The following is a 20,377-nucleotide window of genomic DNA, read 5'->3' on the forward strand; positions in this document are numbered from 1 at the left end:
AAACTCTGCGCTTGATCTTTTTTTAGTTCTTATTACTTAATATCTTGTAACAACACCTCAACTGCTTTTTTTAACTGAGCATCTTCTCCTCTATCCTTCCATCCTGGTGCATTTTTCACTAAATAATCTGGTACTGCAGGAGCTTCGTTCTCCATATTTTTCCCTGATTTTTTAACATACCATGCTCTAAAAGGCATACGAATAAACCCGTTTTGTAAGCGTTTTCCTCCTGTAGAAATTACTGCTCCAAAAGTTGGTTGCCCTACTAATTTTCCTAACCCTAAATTTTTAAACGCGTGCGAGAAAATCTCTGCATTTGAATAACTATTTTCATTACATAAAGCTACCATTGGTTTTGTGTTTACTGATAAAATAGCTCGTTCGTTAAACGGATAATTTTTATTGAACTTTTTATGATTTTTTAAACTTTTTGCTGCTCCTCTCGGAACTGTATATGCATGTTGATCTACATTTAACACTGCCATTAATCTATCAGTAGTCCATCCACCACCATTGTAACGAACATCAATTACGATTCCTTTTTTACCATAACCACTTGCTTTTAGTTCACGTTCAAAACGCTCGAAACTTGGCATGTTCATTCCTTGAATATGAATATACCCTAACTGACCGTTAGAATATTCATCTACCAATTTCTTTCTAGAGTTTACCCATTCCTCATATTGTAAACTTCTTAACGACCTTTCTGGGCGTAATACTACATCTTTATCATTATCTAAACTCAATAAAATCTCTTTAGTTTGTGTATTCTTTAGTAAACTGTAAAAATTAGTATTCTTTTCTATTTGTTGTCCATTAACTGCCGTGATAATATCACCAACTTTTAACTTACTCGTTGATTTATCTGCTACTGAATTTGGTAACACATAAGAAACCTTTACACCTTTTTTAGTGTTTTCTACTTCTAAACCTAATACTCCAACTTTATCACTTGTATTTCTTGGCGCACTTCCACGGTAGCCCATATGACTCGCATTTAACTGTCCTAACAACAAATTAAACATATAGGTATAATCTTCGTGAGTGGTTGCTGACAATACCCAAGGCTTGTACTTCTTTACTAAAGCATTCCAATTGTATCCGTGAAATTCTGGATCGTAAAAACCAGCTGTTAATGCACGAATTCCTTCTTCAAAAACCTGTTGATACACTTCTTTTCTATTAGTTGTATAGGTAGCACTGTGTGGTAACTTCGTTACTTTATCTGATTTTGTGTTTAATTCAGCTAATTTTCCTCTAGAAGTGAAATAAATTTTTCCTTTGTTCTCAGTAAAGTTTCGTGCATTAGCAACTCCTTTCACTAATTTTGGCTTGCTACCATCCCATTTAACTTTGTAAGTGCTTCTTTTTTCTGTAGCAGGATTGGTTGCTGAAAAATAAATAAAATCACTATCTACACTAAACACAGGGCTATACTCATCATCTTGTAAAGAAGTAACCTGTACTAAACGATCGTAAATTTTATCTTCATCTATTTTTACAACTACTTTTTTCTTCTTTTTCTTTCCTTTTTTGGCGTCTTTATCTTTAGAAGGTTCTTCTTTCTTCTCAGGATAATAAGCTCCTTCTTCGTGATCTAGTTTTGACTTTTCCCAATCAGATTTTTCCAACCAAACCATCCAAACATCGTAATTGATTCCGCTTCTATTTGATAAAAATGCTAACTTTTTTCCGTCAGCACTCCAAACTGGATTGCGGTCACTTCTAGGATGCATCGATACATTCATTTTAGTAGAAGGTTTTGCTACAGACTGAATAAAAATTTCGCTATCAAAATTTAAATCCTCTTGAGAATACGCTATATACTTGCTATCAGGACTCCACGAAACTCCTTCAGCAGCTGCCCAAGAATTAGAGTACTCTTTAGCATTTGTTATTTTTCCTTTTTTAACATCAGCAATCATTAAAACTCCTCTTCCCACCTGGTAAGCAATCTTCTTTCCATCAGGAGAAACTAAGGAATATTCAATATCTTCTTTACTATTTGTTAGTTTAGAAACTTTTGTTTTTAAACTACGGTGTAACCCCACCAAAGTATCTGTAGAAACTGCACTGTACAATTGATAAACTCCGTCTCTATCTGAAGAAAAAACAACTGTTTTATCATCTAACCACTGTGGATTGATATCTCTATACGAATGCTTACTCACATTGTTTGAGCGCTTCTTTTCTTTATTATTCTCCTTTACAAAGATTTCTCCATTAATTTCTAATGCTACGTTTTTTCCATTAGGTGAAACTGCATAATTACCAATGTTTCCTGAAACTGTTTTAGTTTCTTCTTCTTCAAAACGATTATCTGAAACAATATCTAAGTTAATTTTTTGAGTTTTTCCATTTTCTAACTTGAAAGTATCTGCCCCACTAGTATAAACAATCGTTCCATTATTACTTACTGAGAATGTTTGTACACCGTCTTTTGTTTGATTTGTTAATTGAGTAGCTGTACCATTGGCAGTTCCATTTGCAGAAATTACTTGTTTATAAATATTATAACGTCCACTTTTTGCTCCGATGTAGTATAAATTCCCCACTGCATCCCAAACAGGAGAGTGATCATTCTTGTTACTTGTTGTTATTTGATGATATTCATCTGTTTCAGTATTATAAACCCAAATATCACGTTGCGCAGAACCTGAGTAATCTTCACGAGCAATACGGCATGCTCCTTTGGTAAAAGCAATTAATTTTCCGTTAGGAGATACCGAAGCCATTTCACCATAAGCAGTTAATAATCGACGAGGTGTTTCTCCCTTTTCATTAACTACATACATTTGTTTATCCCACTCTGGACCTCTTAACACACGACCAGTCGTAAAAACAATATCTCCTTCTTTTGTCCAATCTGTAGGAATATTGGCTGTAGGGTAGTATGTTAACTGTTTAGGAACTCCTCCTTTTATAGAAGTTACAAATACATTATCATTTCCTTTTCTATTTGATGAAAATGCAATCTCAGTTCCTTTTTCATTCCAAACAGGGTTACTTTCGTAGCCTTTATGAATAGTCAACCTTTTTGTTTGCTGATTGTTAAAGTTATATAGCCAAATATCGCCATAATAACTAAATGCCATTTGAGAAGCATCAGGGCTAATCACAGGCTTACGAATTAGTGTATGTTGGGCAAATAAAAAATTACTTGCTATTAAAGCCACCCCTAAGAATATCTTTTTAGTCATGTTATTTGATTTTAAATCACCAAATTACTTTATTATGACTAAAATTCTCTTAAAATTAGGAATATATTAACAGTTCTTAACAGTTCTCACAAAATTACTTATCTCTTCAATCCCATTTTTTTCTAATTCTTTAATAAAAGCTGAACCTATAATAGCTCCATTCATGTACTCGCAAGCTGTAGTAAAAGTTTTGTTATCTGAAATACCAAAACCAACAATTAACTTACTTTGCAAATTCATCGCTTGAATTCTTTTAAAGTAATTTATTTGTGCTGATGAAACTTCACCTTTGGCTCCCGTAATAGATGCCGAAGCAACTACATAAATAAAAGCATTGGTTAAAGAATCTATTTTACGAATGCGTTCTTCAGACGTATGTGGTGTAATTAAAAATACATTTGTAATTCCGTATTTTTCAAACAACTGTTGATAATGGTTCTCGTATTCAACCATAGGTAAGTCGGGAATAATTACAGTATCTATTCCGCAATCTCTTACTTCTTTACAGAACCTATCTTCCCCGTATTTAATAATCTGATTCAAGTATCCCATTAATACTAAAGGGGTTTTATTTGAACCTTTTATCGTTTGTAATTGCTTAAAAACCACGTCGAGATTCATACCGTTTCTCAACGCTACATCACTACTATGCTGAATAGTTGGTCCATCTGCAAGTGGGTCAGAATATGGCAAACCTACTTCTATAAAATCTACTCCACTATTACTTAACTTAGCAATAACTTTTGTAGTATCTTCTAGTTTTGGAAAACCTGCGGTAAAAAAAATTGATAATAAATTGTTTTCCTTTTTATTGAATATATGTTGAATTGAGTTCATTTTCTATGGTTTTGTCAGTTCGAGTGATTTTCGACTTTAGGAGAAAATCGTATCGAGAACTTATTACATCTCGATACAAATTTATTCGTTCCTCTCAAATTCACTCGATGTGACATTCTTTTTAACTATTAGCTTAAATGTTTTATATACGTTTCTAAATCTTTATCTCCTCTACCTGATAAATTCACCACAATCACCTGATCTTTTTGTAAATCCATTTTTGGTAATACTGCTAATGCGTGTGCACTTTCTAATGCCGGAATAATTCCTTCTATTTTTGTTAGTTCGTAAGCAGCTTCTAATGCTTCTTTATCCGTAGCATTCATAAATGTTGCTCGTTTTGTTTCATGCAAATAAGCATGTAACGGTCCCACTCCTGGATAATCTAACCCTGCCGAAATTGAATATGGTTCTACAATTTGTCCGTATTCATCTTGCATTAAGATGGTTTTACTCCCATGAATAACTCCTACTTCTCCTAATTGTGAGGTTGCAGCACTTTCTCCAGAACTCACTCCTAATCCTGCCGCTTCAACTGCGATTAGTTCCACTTCTTTATCTTCTAAATAATGATAAAAAGCACCTGCTGCATTACTTCCTCCACCTACACAAGCTATAATAGTATCAGGATTTTCTTTCCCTGTTTGTTCTTTTAGCTGTACTTTCATTTCTTCTGAAATCACTGCTTGTAATCGCGCTACCATATCTGGATACGGATGTGGACCTACCACAGAGCCTATTAAATAATAAGTATCTGGATGCTGAATCCAATAACGGATAGCTTCATTCGTAGCATCTTTCAAGGTTTTGCTTCCACTAGTTGCTGGTACTACTTTAGCCCCCAACATTTTCATACGGGCTACATTCGGCGCTTGACGTTGAATATCAGTTTCTCCCATGAAAACAACGCATTCTAATCCCATTAAGGCACATACTGTAGCTGTAGCCACTCCATGTTGCCCTGCACCTGTTTCTGCTAAAATTTTAGTTTTTCCTAAATGTTTTGCGATTAGAATTTGACCAATGGTATTGTTTACTTTATGCGCGCCTGTATGATTTAAATCTTCTCTTTTTAAATAAATAGCTGCTCCATACTTTTCTGATAACCTTTTTGCTAAATACAGAGGACTTGGACGACCAACATAGTGTTTTAATAAATCTTTATATTCCTCTTGAAATTCTTCAGATTCTATAATTTTTATATAATTATCTTCTAATTCTTTTACGTTTGGGTATAACAATTCTGGTATAAATGCTCCTCCAAATTGTCCGTAATATCCGTTATTGTCTGGTTTAAATTTCATATAATTTGTTTTAGCTGTTAGCCGTTAGCTTTTTAAACTTTTTTATTTTTTCTACTGATTTTATTCCTGGCTTGGTTTCAAACTTGCTATTCACATCAATTGCATAGCAGTATTGTGATTCTTTTCTTTTAAGAAAGGATTGTAATTCTCCTACTTCTTCTAAGCCTATTCCTCCGCTTAAAAAGTAAGGTTTGGTTGAATTGTAATCTCTCAAAACCTGCCAGTTAAAAGTTACTCCGTTTCCTCCGCGCTCTTTACCTTTGGTATCAAATAAAAAATAATCTATTACCTCTTCATAAGGTTTTAATATCTCAAAATTAAATTTGTCTTTGATTCCAAACACCTTAATAATTTCTAGTTTTGGTAAATGCCCCTTTAATTTTTGAATATATTCAACAGGTTCATCTCCATGCAACTGAACCAAATCCAGCTGATATTCTTCAACTAAAGAAACTACAATCTCCAAATACTCATTTACAAAAACACCTACTTTTTTGATTCCTTTAGGTAGTTTCGGAATGATGCCTTCAAAATTTCTTGATGATTTTTCATAGAAAATAAACCCTAAATAATCAGGTTGTAATTCAGCTACTTGCTGAATATTTTCTATAAACTTCATTCCACAAACTTTTAGTTTCATATTATTTATATTTCGTCATTTCGAGTAATTTTCGACTTTGTGAGAAAATTGTATCGAGAAGTACTTGTTCTCGATACTAATTTATTCGTTCCTCATAAATTCACTCGAACTGACATTATCTAATTTGATCGATAAACTCTTGACATGCTTGACCTGGATTTTCTGTTTTCATAAAGTTTTCCCCTATTAAAAAACCATGAAAACCATGTTCTTTTAATCCTGTTATAATCCTTGGATCTGAAATTCCACTTTCTGAAACTTTTACAACTGTATCTGGAATTTGACTTGCTAAATTTATTGAGTGTTCTAAATCAACTTCAAACGTCTTTAAGTTTCTGTTGTTAATTCCTATAATTTTATTATCCAAATCTCCAATTTTATCTAAGTCTTCTTGGGTATGGATTTCATATAAGACTTCTAATCCTAAATCTGTTGCTAATTGACCGTAATTCTTCAATTGTTCAGCTGTCAAACAGGTAGCTATTAACAACACCACATCAGCACCAATTGCTTTAGCTTCTACTATTTGAAACCCATCAACAATAAAATCTTTTCTTAAAATGGGTTTTTGTTGATTAATTACTCGTGCTTCCATCAAATCTGCCATGGTACCTCCAAAAAAAGAAGTATCGGTTAAGATTGATTGTGCTGCTACATTAGCATCTAAATATCCATTCGTTACTTCAGTAATCGTTGCTTTGTCATTGATAATTCCTTTAGAAGGCGATTGACGTTTAAACTCTGCTATAATTCCTGTTGAATAAGGCTCCAATAATGATTTTTTCAAAGAAATTGGTTGTCTTTTAAAATTCGGGCTTTCTACCAATTTTTTAACAGCTACTTCAGCTTTTATTTTTGCTACTTCCTGTTTTTTAAAGGCTATTATTTTATCTAAAATAGTCATCTTATATTCTTTTTGTTATTGCGAACAAAATGAAGTAATCTAAATTATTTTCTTTACAGAAAGATTCCTTCACTACCACTTCGACTACGCTCAGTGTCCGTTCGGAATGACGTTTTTTTATTTTAATTTACTAATTTTTCTAACGATTGTTTTGCTTTTAACCCTAATAACGAATCTTTTGCTTCTTCAAATGCGGTTTCAAAACGCTTATTTTTATTAAAAGTTTTTAAGGCAAATGCCGCGTTGGTTAATACCACATTATTTTGAGCTTCTGTTCCTTTTCCATTAATAATATCTACAAATATATCTGCAGCCTCTTTAACGGTATTGCCTCCAAAAATAGCCGATGGAGCAATTTGTTTTTGTCCTAAATCAGATGGAGAAACTTGTTGCTCTGCCTCTTTTGTAAATAATTTAAAATCTCCTGTTAACGATATTTCGTCGTACCCATCTAATGCATGTACCACACCATAATTTACTTCAGATTGTTGCAACATATAATTGTACACTCTGGCAACCTCTAAATTAAATACGCCCACCAATTGATTTTGTGGACGACTTGGATTTACCAATGGCCCCAACATGTTAAAAAATGTTTTTACTCCTAATTCTCTTCGAATAGGTGCTACAACTTTCATCGCCGGATGAAATAACGGTGCGTGTAAAAAACAAATATTTGCTTCTTCTAACTGACGCTTTAACGTAGTCTCATCATTTGTGAAATTGTATCCTAAAAACTCTAACATATTAGAAGAACCTGATGCAGAAGACACACCATAATTTCCATGTTTTGCAACTTTATGTCCTGTTCCCGCCACAATAAATGAGGTTAATGTTGAAATGTTGAACGTATTTTTTCCATCTCCCCCTGTTCCGCATAAATCAATCGTATTAAAGTCTGATAAATCTACCTTTATCGCTAATTCTAATAAAGCTTCTCTAAACCCTGATAATTCATCAACCGAAACTGGTCGCATTAAAAACACGGTAATGAATGCAGCTATTTGTGAAGCATTGTATTTTTCTTGTGCAATATTTATCAAAACTTCTTTCGATTGTTCCTTGGTCAATCGTTTTTGTTCAAATAGGGTGTTTAGTATTTTTTTCATATCAATAGCTTTAAGCTTTTGGCTTTTGGCTTTCGGCAAAAGCAATAAAATTCTGAATCATTTTTTTTCCGTCTGGAGTTAAAATACTTTCTGGGTGAAACTGTACTGCTTCAATAGCAAATTCTTTATGGCGTAATGCCATAATGCTTCCTTCTTCATCAACTGCTGTTATTTCTAGTTCCTCAGGAAAGTTGTTGTGTGAAGCAATCCAAGAGTGATAACGTGCAGCTTCAAAAGTTTCTGGAATATCTTTAAAGGTAATCGTGTTATTTTTAGTTACTTTCATTTCAGTAGCTACTCCGTGAAATACATCATTCAGGTTTTCTAACTCGCCCCCAAAAACTTCCGTTATTGCTTGCAAACCCAAACACACTCCAAAAATTGGAATTTTACCTGCATAGGTTTTTATAGTTTCCTTTAAAATACCTGCTTCATCAGGAATACCTGGTCCTGGTGACAGGATAATAGCATCATAATTTTTAATTTCTTCTATAGAAATTTCATCATTACGATACACCTCTGGCAACCTACCTGTAATGTCTTCTACATAGTGTACCAAATTATAGGTAAATGAGTCGTAGTTATCTAATATTAATATCTTCATATTTATAGTATTGAATATTGAGGTTTGAGTATTGATAAAACATGCATATCCTACATGTAAATACTAACATCTCAATTCTAATTTTATATTTCTTCTGCTAACACCAATGCTTTTTTGAGTGCTGCCAACTTATTATTTACTTCTTGTAGTTCGCTTTCTTCTTTTGAATTGATTACAATTCCTGCACCTGCTTGGTAAAACAAAGTATTATTTTTACTTACAAAAGAACGAATTGCAATTGCCTGATTTACATTTCCGTTCAGTCCAATAAAACCAACACATCCTCCATAAAATCCACGAGTTTGATTTTCGTATGTATCTATCAATTCCATGGCTTTGTATTTTGGAGCTCCACTTAGAGTTCCTGCAGGAAATGTATCTCCAACAATTTCTATTGGGTTTCCTGTAATTTTACCTGTTACTGTTGATACCAAGTGAATTACATGACTAAAATATTGAACCTCTTTGTAGGTTTCAACTGTTACATTGGTTGCATGTTTACTTAAATCATTTCTCGCTAAATCAACCAACATTACATGTTCTGCATTTTCTTTCGGGTCATTTGCTAACTCTTTCGCCAACTCTCTATCTTTTTCATCATCACCTGTTCTTCTAAAGGTTCCTGCAATTGGGTTTATAATTGCTTGTCCATCTGTTATTTTAATTTGTGCTTCGGGTGAAGACCCCATCAATTTAAAGCTTCCGTAGTCAAAATAAAATAAATATGGAGAAGGGTTTATAGAGCGTAATGCTCTGTACACATTAAATTCATCTCCTTTAAATTTTTGTTGAAATTGACGTGATAAAACCAACTGAAAAACATCTCCTCTTTTACAGTGTTCCTTTGCTTTTGTTACACTTTGCTTAAATTCCTCATCCGTGATATTCGAAGTTTCTTCTCCTTCAAAAACGAAGTCATATTTAGCAAAAGATTGAGAGTTTACTAAGTTTTCTATTTCTGATAATCGAGATTCTTCTCCTTCTGGTATATTTTCTATCAAAATCATTTCATTTTTAAAATGATTGATTGCTACAATAAATCGGAAAAAGCTATACTGTAATACTGGAATTTCAGAAGGTGCTTTATCTGATTTTAACTGAATTGTTTCAAAGTATTGAACCGCATCAAAAGTTGTATAGCCATACAATCCATTAAATGATTTTATTTCCTCTGAACAATTTATCGAAATAACATTGCTATACGCATCAAACTTCTTATAAAAATTTCTTTGAATAGGCTCTCTTTCTAATTCTTCTTTTCGATACGACAATAACAATTCATCATTTTCTGCCTTGATGGTTATCAAAGGTTCTATACACAAAAACGAATAACTATTTTCTTTACTATGATAATCTGAACTTTCTAACAGCAAACTATTCGCATACTTGTCTCTTGTTCTTAAATACAAGCTAACTGGCGTTATCATATCTGCCAATTGTTTTTTTGCTATTGTTTTAAAGGTAATTTTTTTCATTTTATTTAATATGTAAAAAACAAAAAAGGCTTATCATGAGATAAGCCTTTTCGTTGTATTATAGATATAACAAGATGGTCTCACTAACGTAAGTTATGAGTTTTCCACCACCAGTTATTTAATTGTTGTTTTATCATTATGCTACAAATGTATAAAGTGATTTTGATTTTACAAACTTTTTCGTATTAAAAATAAATAAACAATACTTAATTTACAGAAAAATCTTCTTTAGAGAAGCAAATATCTATTGGCGAGTTACCTATTCCTTTTACAGTTTTAAAAACAGATTTATCTTCATTATAAATAGTAAGTATACTTTTATCTGTATCAAAAAAATCTTCTGCACCTAAAACATGTACTTTTCCTGTAATAGGATGCTCTCTTATAACAGTTGTAAGCATTATTCCTTCTGTAGTTGGATTAATAAATTCTTCTGCTTTTTTTGTTTCTGTGTTAAAACGGTGAATCACTCCTGTTGACACTTCTGACCAATAAACATAACTACCTGACTCACTTACAGAAAGCATACTATTCTTATATAAATTCACTCCTGTTAATGTAACCATTTCATCAATACCATAATCAGTTGTCAAACTTACAAACTTAGCATCTCCAATTCTTTTCTCAGTTCCTATCCAAATTTTATTGTTTTTATCTTTTAAGATTCCTGAAATTACATCATCAAATATTACTGTGGTTTTTATTGACTTATCTTTGATATTTAATACTTTCAACTCTTTATCATCAGCAATCAATATGTTTTCTCCATCTACCAATACTCCTGATTTTGAAAACAATACTTTTGAAGAAACTCCATCAATTTTATCTTTAACTCCTTCACTTACATTAAAAAACGATAAATCATATGTTCTTCGTCTTCCTCTTCCACCAGTAGAAATGATTACTCCATCAGTTTCTGAGTACATGGCCAAGTACGAAGGGCTACTTACCTTAGATGTAGTCACTGTTACTTCTTCTGCAAGATCTTTTAAGTTTAATTTTGTAACAAAATTAGGTCCGTCTTGAGACACTATGAATAAACTATTTTCAAAGTTTGTAAAAGATATTGAATTTTTATTTAGAGACTCATATACATTTGGGGTAAAAACTTGACTTTCATCTAAATGCCCTACCACTGTTTTGTCCCCCTCATAACTTAGTATAAAAGAATTATCATAAATTGGAGTTGGTTCTTGTTTCGTTGAATCACTTGAACATGAAAAAAAAACTGATATTAAACATACCAATACAATACTATAATTACGTATCATTATTATAATTAAATTTAAAGTTTCTGAAAACAAAAAAATACAAACATTATATTTCAAATGTTCTTTACTGCTTCTTCTTTTAACCCGAAAGAAAAGCAATGAATTAAATTTTGGCAGGTCTCCTGACTAACATCTTGCTACTACCTTCCCGTAAAAACAGTGGCGTAAGAAATAACAAGTATCTATAATTTTAATAGACTAAGTTTACAGTTGCGGGTACAGTTTAGGATTCTCACCTAATTCCCTTTTAATTTTCTTTACAATAAAGAAAAACCGCGGCAAATATATTTTAGTCGTAGGAAAGAAACACTAATTTTACTGTTAAAATTATACTTCCTTCTTTTTCGATAAAAGTAAACTCTCATAATTGTTATAAGAATAATTAAAAAGTAGAATAATAATAGCTTAAAACGCAAATTAAAGTTAATTAAAATATGTTTTTCAACTTTTAAAATTACAATATATAACCAAAAAAAGCATAATTGTTTAAAAACAAAAACATCATTCAGTTATTTGCATTATAATAAACAATAAAATTAAAATTATGTGTGGAATTGTATGTGCGTTTGATTTAAAACAATCTTCAGATAAATTAAGACCTCAATTATTAGAAATGGCTAAGAAAGTTCGCCATAGAGGTCCAGACTGGAGTGGAATTTATAGCGATGAAAAAACAATTATGGCACATGAGCGACTAGCAATTGTTGATCCTGCCTCTGGACAACAACCTCTATTTAGCCATGACCGTAGATTTGTCTTAGCTGCTAATGGAGAAATATATAATCATAAAGAAATAAGAAAACAACTTAAGGAAAAACATGAGTTTTTAACTAAATCTGATTGTGAGGTTATCTTAGCTTTATACAAAGAAAAGGGAGTTGAGTTTTTAGATGATTTAAACGGGATTTTTGGTTTTGCTGTATACGATTCAATTACAGATGAATATTTAGTAGCTCGTGACCATATGGGAATTATTCCTTTATACATGGGATGGGATAAACACGGAACTTTTTATGTGGCCTCTGAGTTAAAAGCGCTAGAAGGAGTTTGTAACAAAATCGAAATTTTTCCTCCAGGACACTATTATACGCGTGAAGACGGATTACAAAAATGGTATTCTCGTGATTGGATGGAATACGAAGCTGTGAAAGACAATAAGACCTCCATAGATGAAGTTCGCGATGCTTTAGAAGCCGCTGTTCATAGGCAACTAATGAGTGATGTACCTTATGGAGTATTACTTTCAGGTGGATTGGATTCTTCCATCACCTCTGCTATTGCAAAAAAATATGCTGCTAAACGCGTAGAATCTGGTGATAAAGATGCTGCTTGGTATCCGCAATTACATTCATTTTCTATTGGTTTAGAAGGTTCACCTGATTTAGCTGCAGCTAAAAAAGTATCGGAATATATTGATACTATTCATCATGAAATAACCTTTACTATTCAAGAAGGCTTAGACGCAATAAAAGATGTTATTTACAACCTGGAAACTTACGATATTACAACAGTTCGTGCCTCTACTCCAATGTATTTAATGGCACGTGTTATTAAATCTATGGGAATAAAAATGGTCTTATCTGGCGAAGGTGCTGATGAACTTTTTGGAGGATATTTATACTTCCATAAAGCCCCTAATGCAGAAGAATTCCATAAAGAAACTGTACGAAAATTAGATAAATTGTATCAATACGATTGTTTACGCGCCAATAAAAGCTTAATGGCTTGGGGAATTGAAGGTCGTGTACCATTTTTAGATAAAGAATTTATGGATGTAGCAATGCGTATTAACCCAGAAGACAAAATGATTAATGGTGAACGTATGGAAAAATGGGTGTTACGTAAAGCTTTTGAGAGCTATTTACCAAAAGAAGTAGCTTGGAGACAAAAAGAACAATTTTCTGACGGAGTTGGCTACAACTGGATTGACACCTTAAAGGAAGTTGTAGAAGCTGCTATTACTGACGAAATGATGGCAAATGCTCCACATCGCTTTCCTACACAAACACCAAGAGCTAAAGAAGAATACTATTATCGTTCAATATTTGAAGAGCATTTTCCAAGTGAAACTGCTGCTTTAACAGTTCCGTCTGTGCCTTCAATTGCTTGTAGCACCCCTACCGCACTGGCTTGGGATAAAAGTTTTCAAAACCAAAACGAACCTTCTGGTAGAGCTATCAAAGCTGTACATGAAGACGCTTACTAAGAAAAATTCTTAGTTTTTTTTTCAAATTTTAGTTGTAAAGAAAACCTCGCTTATTGGCGAGGTTTTTGTTATTCCTTTAAATTTATTTTTTAATTTGGAGCTACATAAAAAGGAGATAAGTTCACCTTTGCATTTCTTCTAGCTCCATAATAATTATAGTAACTCTTATTTTTTTCAATTGTATAAAACGAATCTACATAATCATCATTATTGGCATACCAGCTATCAGGCATCGCTTGAATTATTGCTCCAGCAACCTGACCCAAAACATTAACCCAAGGTTGTGTTGAAACTGTTCCTATAATTTGAAAAACTCCATTTACAATAGCAGAAACTAAGTCTTTATAATTTGTATTGTCATCTTTTTCAAATAACTGAATATTTGCTGCTTGATATTGATAATCATCCCAAAACAATAATATTTGATTCGGGTAATAATCAGTATCGTCATGATCTAAATAATACATAGGTATTATCTTAATTTCAGGGTTATTTTTATCATCTTTAATACCAGATGTTATTGCATATACCTCAGCAGCACCACTTATCCAAGGCTCTTCATCGTCATTTAATCTTATTTTATCTAACTTCGTAGTTTCTAATCCAGTGTTTCTTGCAGATTTAGTACTTAAATCTAATGAAGACTTTAAAAACCTGTTGTTTTGAACTCCATTTTCTTGAAGATACTCATTCATATAAATTACCTCTCTCTTCAAGGCTTCAAAACCATCAGTTTCAATAACAATAACTGTTTGACTTGGTGCTTCTTTAGGATCAAGATAAACAACTTCTTTATCTATTGTATACGCTTCAACTCTCTCCCAAGTTTTCTCATCTCCTTCAGGAGCAAAAGAAAATAATACATTAGAAAAATCTTCTATTCTCTCTCCATTGTGCATCCAAACTTCCAAAATCTCTATCTTTTCAGGAGCGGCTTCTTTAGACGCCTTACCTTCTAACATAGTGGTTTTAGACATTAACATTTTATATGACTCTTCATCACTTACAAACTCAGAAGTTTGGTTTAAAATTTTAGACATCGCTACACTTGGTTGCTGATTATTCAACAACTCAAGAGTCTTTTCTTTAAAGCTTTGATTCTTCATCAAATCAATAAATTGAAAAGTAGCTTCTTTCTTATTTGTTAAACTAGAAATTTGCTCTTCTGTCAAACTTTCTGAACCAGTAACAAATTCTTCAGAATTGTTACAGCCAATAAACAACATAGAAGCCAATAAAGCTCCTAATAAAATTCGGGGGGTTTTCATTTTAAAAAAAATTTAATTTATTAATACTAGCTTCAATATTAACAAAAAACACAACAAAAACCTTAAAAAATGTTAATTTTTTACAAAAGCATAAACAAAAAACCATTAAACACTAATTTAAATTCATTTATTTAACACCAAACAAACAATTTTATAACTTTACTTTTATAAAACATTTTTAAAGCCAAATAAGCTATTTTTATAAAAAAAGATTAAACCAAACTATCCATTTATCTTCAAATTCTAATTTAAAAGTGTTTTTAGCCGTTTTAAGGGCTTTTTTATTTCTTAAGCAATTGTTATAAAACATCACAAAAACCTCTTAAAAACTTTATTTAAAGTTTATAAAATCGTAAATTTGTAATGTAACAATAATCGCTCCCGAGCGATTTTTTTATGATAAAGACTTTAATTTAATTCTCTTTATAATGAGCGAAGAAAAAAAACATAATTATTCTGCCGATAGTATCCAGGCGCTAGAAGGAATGGAGCACGTACGCATGCGTCCTTCCATGTATATTGGAGATGTTGGAGTACGAGGATTACACCATTTAGTATATGAGGTTGTAGATAACTCTATTGACGAAGCCTTAGCTGGTCACTGTGATGAAATATCAGTAGATATTAATGAAGATAACTCTATTACAGTAAAAGATAATGGTCGTGGTATTCCTGTTGGAATTCATAAAAAAGAAGGAGTTTCTGCACTACAGGTTGTAATGACCAAGATTGGTGCTGGTGGTAAATTTGATAAAGATTCATACAAGGTATCTGGTGGACTACATGGTGTTGGGGTCTCTTGTGTGAATGCACTTTCTGATCATTTAACTGCAACTGTACATAAAGAAGGTAAAATTTGGCAACAAGAATATGAAAGAGGTAAAACTTTATACCCTGTAAAAACTATTGGAGATACAGATTTTACTGGAACTATTGTTAGCTTCTTGCCAGATAAATCAATCTTTCAACAAACAACAGAATACAACTACGATACCTTAGCTACACGTATGCGCGAATTGGCATACTTAAATAAAGGTATCACCATTACGTTAACTGACAAACGTAATCAGGATGATGAAGGGAATAATATTTCTGAAACATTTCATTCTGAGGAAGGTTTATCTGAATTTGTGAAATTCTTAGACGGGACAAGAACACAGATTATTCAAGATGTAATTTCTATGGAAGGTGAAAAGAATGGAATTCCTGTAGAAGTTGCTATGGTGTATAATGATTCTTATGCTGAAAATTTACACTCATACGTAAATAACATTAATACACACGAAGGTGGTACACACCTATCAGGTTTCCGTCGTGGTTTAACGCACACATTAAAAAAGTATGCTGATGAGTCTGGTTTACTTAAAAATGTAAAATTCGAAATTGCTGGTGATGACTTCCGTGAAGGATTGACAGCAATTGTATCTGTAAAAGTAGCAGAACCTCAATTTGAGGGTCAAACAAAAACAAAATTAGGTAACCGTGAAGTAAGCGCTGCTGTATCACAAGCGGTATCTGAAATGTTAACAGATTACTTAGAAGAAAATCCAAACGACGCTAAAACCATTGTTCAAAAGGTTATTTTAGCTGCACAAGCACGTCACGCAGCACGTAAAGCTCGTGAAATGGTACAGCGTAAAACAGTAATGAGTATTGGTGGTTTACCTGGTAAATTATCTGACTGTTCTGAAACTGACCCTGCTCAATGTGAAATATTCCTTGTTGAGGGAGACTCGGCAGGTGGTACTGCAAAACAAGGTCGTGACCGTAACTTCCAAGCTATTCTTCCTTTAAGAGGTAAAATCTTAAATGTAGAAAAAGCTATGCAACATAAAGTTTTTGAAAATGAAGAAATCAAAAACATGTTTACCGCATTAGGAGTTACCATTGGAACAGAAGACGACCCTCGTGAATTAAACTTAACCAAATTACGTTACCATAAAGTAGTTATTATGTGTGATGCCGATGTGGATGGTTCCCACATTGCTACTTTAATTTTAACATTCTTCTTCCGTTACATGCGTGAAATGGTTGAACAAGGATATATTTACATTGCTACTCCTCCTTTATATTTAGTTAAAAAAGGGCAAAAACGCGAGTATGCATGGGATGACAATCAACGTGATTTAATTGCTCAAAAAATGGGTGGATCAGTAACAATTCAACGTTATAAAGGTCTTGGAGAGATGAACGCAGAACAATTATGGGACACTACCATGAATCCTGAGTTTAGAACATTACGACAAGTTACTATTGACAACTTAACTGAAGCTGATAGAATATTCTCTATGCTAATGGGTGATGAAGTTCCTCCACGTAGAGATTTCATAGAAAAGAATGCAAAATATGCGAATATTGATGCATAAAACAATTTCTTAACGACAAAAAAGCTCAATAAAATTATTGAGCTTTTTTTTATTTTATATTTTTACCGCTTAAAACAACATCCTCATAATTATGAAAAAAATTCTTTTACCACTTTTAACTTTAATGGTAAGCTTTAGTGTTAAAGCTCAGGAATTAGAAACTATTTTATTAGCAAAAGAAGACGCTAGCAAACTAACAAATGCTTATTTAGATCCTGCTATGAAAGGTTTTATTTATAGCATGAACAATGGCTGGTATCATACTGCTAAAGTTCACAAAAAATTTGGCTTTGATATCACTATTGGTGCTAATGCTTCTTTTGTACCTTCTGAAGATGAAATATTTAATCTAACAAAAATAGGATTATCTAGTAATACTACCTATAACCAAAATACTACACCAACAGTTACTGGAAGCAATTCCCTAACTCCTGCAGAATTAACATATAGAACAACCGTTAATGGACAAGAAGTTGAAGCTAACTTTACAATGCCTGAAGGCGTTAAAGATGATCTACCTGCTAATGCCGTACCAGCTCCTTCTGTTCAAATTGGATTAGGACTTCCTTATAAATTTGAAGCAATGGTTAGATATGTACCAAAAGTAGGCTCTGATGATGTAAAAGGAGGATTGTTTGGAATAGGAGTAAAAAAAGAAATTACCAATTGGTTTGGTCCTATGGATAAAACACCATTGCATGTTTCTTTACTAGCTGCCTACACCAATATGAATGTTGATTATACAATAGGTGATGTTTCTGGTGATGTATCAACCGAAAATGCTTCTGCAGAATTTAAACTAAACTCATATACTGTACAAGCAATCGCATCTTTAAACTTTCCTGTTATTAATATTTACGGAGGTGTAGGATATAATGGAGGTAATACCAGACTAAATATGCTTGGAACCTACATTCTTAGATACGAATTCAATAATATTCCAGTAGATGAAGAAAGAGTTACTGACCCTTTATCTTTAAAGACTAATACGGGTAGCTTTAACACCACATTAGGTGCTCGTTTAAGTTTAGGTTTCTTTAAAATCTTCGGAAGTTATACCTTACAAGAGTATAACTCTGTTAATGCAGGTATTGCTTTTAGTTTTAGATAAAACTCACTTTATAAACCAATAATAAAAAAAACCTATTTTTACAAAATAGGTTTTTTTTATTCTCTATATTCGCAACTAATTTTTTTACTTTAACAAAATTTTAACCTCTTAATTTTTAAGTGTTATGAAAACAAAATTATTCTTATTACTTCTATTAATCTCTATATTAGTATCTGCCCAAAAGGCCCCTGATCACACACTTACTCTCGATAGTAAAATTAGTGACGTTTACCTACACAACCTAACAGGGATTCCCGTGATTACAACAGACGGTGCCGTATATGGAGTTAATGGTGAAACAGGTCAAAAAATATGGGAGTTCAAAGAAAGTGGGTTTATTAAAAATCTTAATGCTCTTGGTCAAGATGGAGGCTCTTCTTTTAGTGAAGTAGCATTATCTCCATTCGGAAAATTTAATCAAACAATTTTCAACATCAAAACAGGTCATAAAATTTTAGACGAAAAGACCAATGGATACAAAGGAATTTTTGATGACAAGTTTGTTTTTGGTAAAAATGCTATTTTATTTTTTGCAAAAACTGATAAAACTGAAGCTAAACTATTTTTAACTAGCATTGAAAATGATAACATCATTTGGGAAAGCTCTATAAAAACCAATAAGAAATTAGGAAGCTTATTATTAGGAGGTGCAGGTGCTTATAACTTTATCCAAAACGAAGATAAAATTGCTTTTACAGCTGGTAAAACTGTTTTTTTAATCAACAAATCTGATGGTAAAGTTATACTATCAGAAAAATACGACGCTGGTAAATTGTTTTTTACAGAAGATAATAAGTCTTTAATCGCTGTTGAAAACAAAAGTAGTTCTTTAGTTGGGGGAGCTATTAAAGCTGGTTTTACCATGGGATTATCTCTAATAGGGAAAAAAGTAATTGGTAAAGAGCTTATTGCTTTTGATGTAAATTCAGGTAAAGAAACTTGGAAAAAACCTATTAAACTAGATGAGGGGTTTGTAGACTATCAATTTGAGGATGGAAAATTATTTTTAATCCACGAAGACGGAGCTAAATTATTTGACTATCATACTGGTGAAGATGCTTGGAAAAAAGAATTCAAAAGAAAAAAAGTTAAAGGTGTTGAAAAAACTTCAGAAGGTTATATTGTTTATTACAAAAACAAAAAGCATTTGGTAGATAATACTGGTAAAAAAGTTTGGAAAAAACCTCAAAAGGTTATTAAAAATGTAGATTTTGAAGTAGACGACGAAGAAGAATTCACTACTTTCTCTTATGATAAAGGTACTATTTTTGTAACCCCATACAGAATAGAATATTTCCAAAACGGAGAAGAGAAAAGAGTATACAAAATTAAATTAGATGAAAAAAATGATAAACTAACCTATCATGAGAAAAACAACTCTTTAATTTTATTAAGTGGTAAAAAACTATACATTTTAAACCCTGACAAAGAACTTGGAAAAGACCAAGTAAAAAAGATTGATTTTAATGATGCTAGTAAAATAACCTCTGTTGAAATAAGAGACAATGGTTATTTCATCAACAGCAACTGGGAATATGTAATTACAGACTTCAAAGGTAATGTAATAAAGAATGAATACTTTAAACAACCTGGCGAAGGGTTTAGACATTTAAAGAATTTTGGTTCTTATGCATTAGGTTTTACTGGTTTTGGAATGCAAGGACTTGGATACGCTAACGCCACATATGGGTCAGCACTAGTTGGATCAGGAGCTTTTGTAGGTAAACAAAACACAATAAATCGCGGTATAAAACATGCTAACAAAGGCGTATCTCAATTTAACGACGGAACAACGATTTCTGAAATAGGAGAGTTATTATGGGATGGAGACCGTCACAATGCTTTTAAAGCCACTAAAAATAATGCCTTCTTCTATGCAAACAAAGGAGGTAAAAAAGTTTTAGTGCAAGTTAACAAAGATTCTGGTGACACTGTTGAAACATATGAGTTTGGTGTAGACAAACCAAAATACAAAATTGACAAGCCCGCTAAAAAGATTTATTTTTCTAAAGGAAAAGACTTAAAAATATTTAGCTACAACTAACAATATAAAACCCGTTGAAATATCAACGGGTTTTTCTT

General features: G+C 32.4%; 14 protein-coding genes and 1 riboswitch. Of the genes, 4 read left to right on the forward strand and 10 right to left on the reverse strand.

The features are described from left to right. Positions 1–32: 32 nt before the first annotated feature. From ABMY20_RS01500 to ABMY20_RS01540, 9 genes are all read right to left on the reverse strand, one after another. Positions 33–3,200 carry a S41 family peptidase gene (locus tag ABMY20_RS01500; RefSeq protein WP_349264460.1) on the reverse strand — a complete coding sequence of 1,056 codons (3,168 nt, stop codon included), beginning with the start codon at positions 3,198–3,200 and terminating at the stop codon, positions 33–35. Between the two features lie 66 nt (positions 3,201–3,266). After that, a complete protein-coding gene (gene trpA / locus ABMY20_RS01505; protein WP_073181623.1) occupies positions 3,267–4,037 on the reverse strand; it encodes a tryptophan synthase subunit alpha in 771 nt (256 codons plus the stop codon). A gap of 128 nt (positions 4,038–4,165) precedes the next feature. Further along, positions 4,166–5,341, reverse strand: a complete 1,176-nt coding sequence (trpB, locus tag ABMY20_RS01510; RefSeq protein ID WP_349264461.1) for a tryptophan synthase subunit beta — start codon at positions 5,339–5,341, stop codon at positions 4,166–4,168. A 10-nt stretch (positions 5,342–5,351) separates the two neighbouring features. Next, positions 5,352–5,981, reverse strand: a complete 630-nt coding sequence (locus ABMY20_RS01515; protein WP_349264462.1) for a phosphoribosylanthranilate isomerase — start codon at positions 5,979–5,981, stop codon at positions 5,352–5,354. A gap of 115 nt (positions 5,982–6,096) precedes the next feature. Continuing rightward, positions 6,097–6,885 (reverse strand): indole-3-glycerol phosphate synthase TrpC, encoded by a 789-nt coding sequence (trpC, locus tag ABMY20_RS01520; protein WP_047788469.1) that lies wholly within the window; start codon positions 6,883–6,885, stop codon positions 6,097–6,099. Between the two features lie 122 nt (positions 6,886–7,007). Beyond that, entirely contained in the window at positions 7,008–7,994 is a 987-nt protein-coding gene (gene trpD, locus ABMY20_RS01525; RefSeq protein ID WP_047788671.1) for an anthranilate phosphoribosyltransferase, read from the reverse strand. 10 nt (positions 7,995–8,004) lie between these two features. Beyond that, positions 8,005–8,598: an aminodeoxychorismate/anthranilate synthase component II gene (locus ABMY20_RS01530; RefSeq protein ID WP_349264463.1), complete on the reverse strand. Its 594-nt coding sequence runs from the start codon at positions 8,596–8,598 to the stop codon at positions 8,005–8,007. Positions 8,599–8,681: 83 nt separating this feature from the next. Then, a complete protein-coding gene (locus tag ABMY20_RS01535; RefSeq protein WP_349264464.1) occupies positions 8,682–10,073 on the reverse strand; it encodes an anthranilate synthase component I family protein in 1,392 nt (463 codons plus the stop codon). 206 nt (positions 10,074–10,279) lie between these two features. Beyond that, entirely contained in the window at positions 10,280–11,344 is a 1,065-nt protein-coding gene (locus tag ABMY20_RS01540; protein WP_349264465.1) for a hypothetical protein, read from the reverse strand. Between the two features lie 94 nt (positions 11,345–11,438). Continuing rightward, a riboswitch (cobalamin riboswitch) is annotated at positions 11,439–11,637 on the reverse strand. Positions 11,638–11,888: 251 nt separating this feature from the next. Between ABMY20_RS01540 and asnB the strand changes: the two genes are divergently transcribed. After that, on the forward strand, positions 11,889–13,550 hold the full coding sequence (gene asnB / locus ABMY20_RS01545; RefSeq protein ID WP_349264466.1) for an asparagine synthase B: 1,662 nt from the start codon (positions 11,889–11,891) through the stop codon (positions 13,548–13,550). An 89-nt stretch (positions 13,551–13,639) separates the two neighbouring features. Here asnB and ABMY20_RS01550 read toward each other — a convergent pair whose 3' ends face one another. Beyond that, a complete protein-coding gene (locus tag ABMY20_RS01550; protein WP_349264467.1) occupies positions 13,640–14,818 on the reverse strand; it encodes a DUF3103 family protein in 1,179 nt (392 codons plus the stop codon). A gap of 428 nt (positions 14,819–15,246) precedes the next feature. Between ABMY20_RS01550 and gyrB the strand changes: the two genes are divergently transcribed. From gyrB to ABMY20_RS01565, 3 genes are all read left to right on the forward strand, one after another. Then, a complete protein-coding gene (gene gyrB / locus ABMY20_RS01555; protein ID WP_047788474.1) occupies positions 15,247–17,184 on the forward strand; it encodes a DNA topoisomerase (ATP-hydrolyzing) subunit B in 1,938 nt (645 codons plus the stop codon). 91 nt (positions 17,185–17,275) lie between these two features. Next, entirely contained in the window at positions 17,276–18,295 is a 1,020-nt protein-coding gene (locus ABMY20_RS01560) for a DUF6588 family protein (RefSeq protein WP_073181637.1), read from the forward strand. A gap of 124 nt (positions 18,296–18,419) precedes the next feature. Then, a complete protein-coding gene (locus ABMY20_RS01565) occupies positions 18,420–20,339 on the forward strand; it encodes a PQQ-binding-like beta-propeller repeat protein (protein ID WP_047788476.1) in 1,920 nt (639 codons plus the stop codon). Positions 20,340–20,377 lie beyond the last annotated feature (38 nt).

The sequence above is a fragment of the Tenacibaculum sp. SSH1-16 genome (assembly GCF_040104435.1).
Lineage (GTDB): Bacteria > Bacteroidota > Bacteroidia > Flavobacteriales > Flavobacteriaceae > Polaribacter > Polaribacter mesophilus.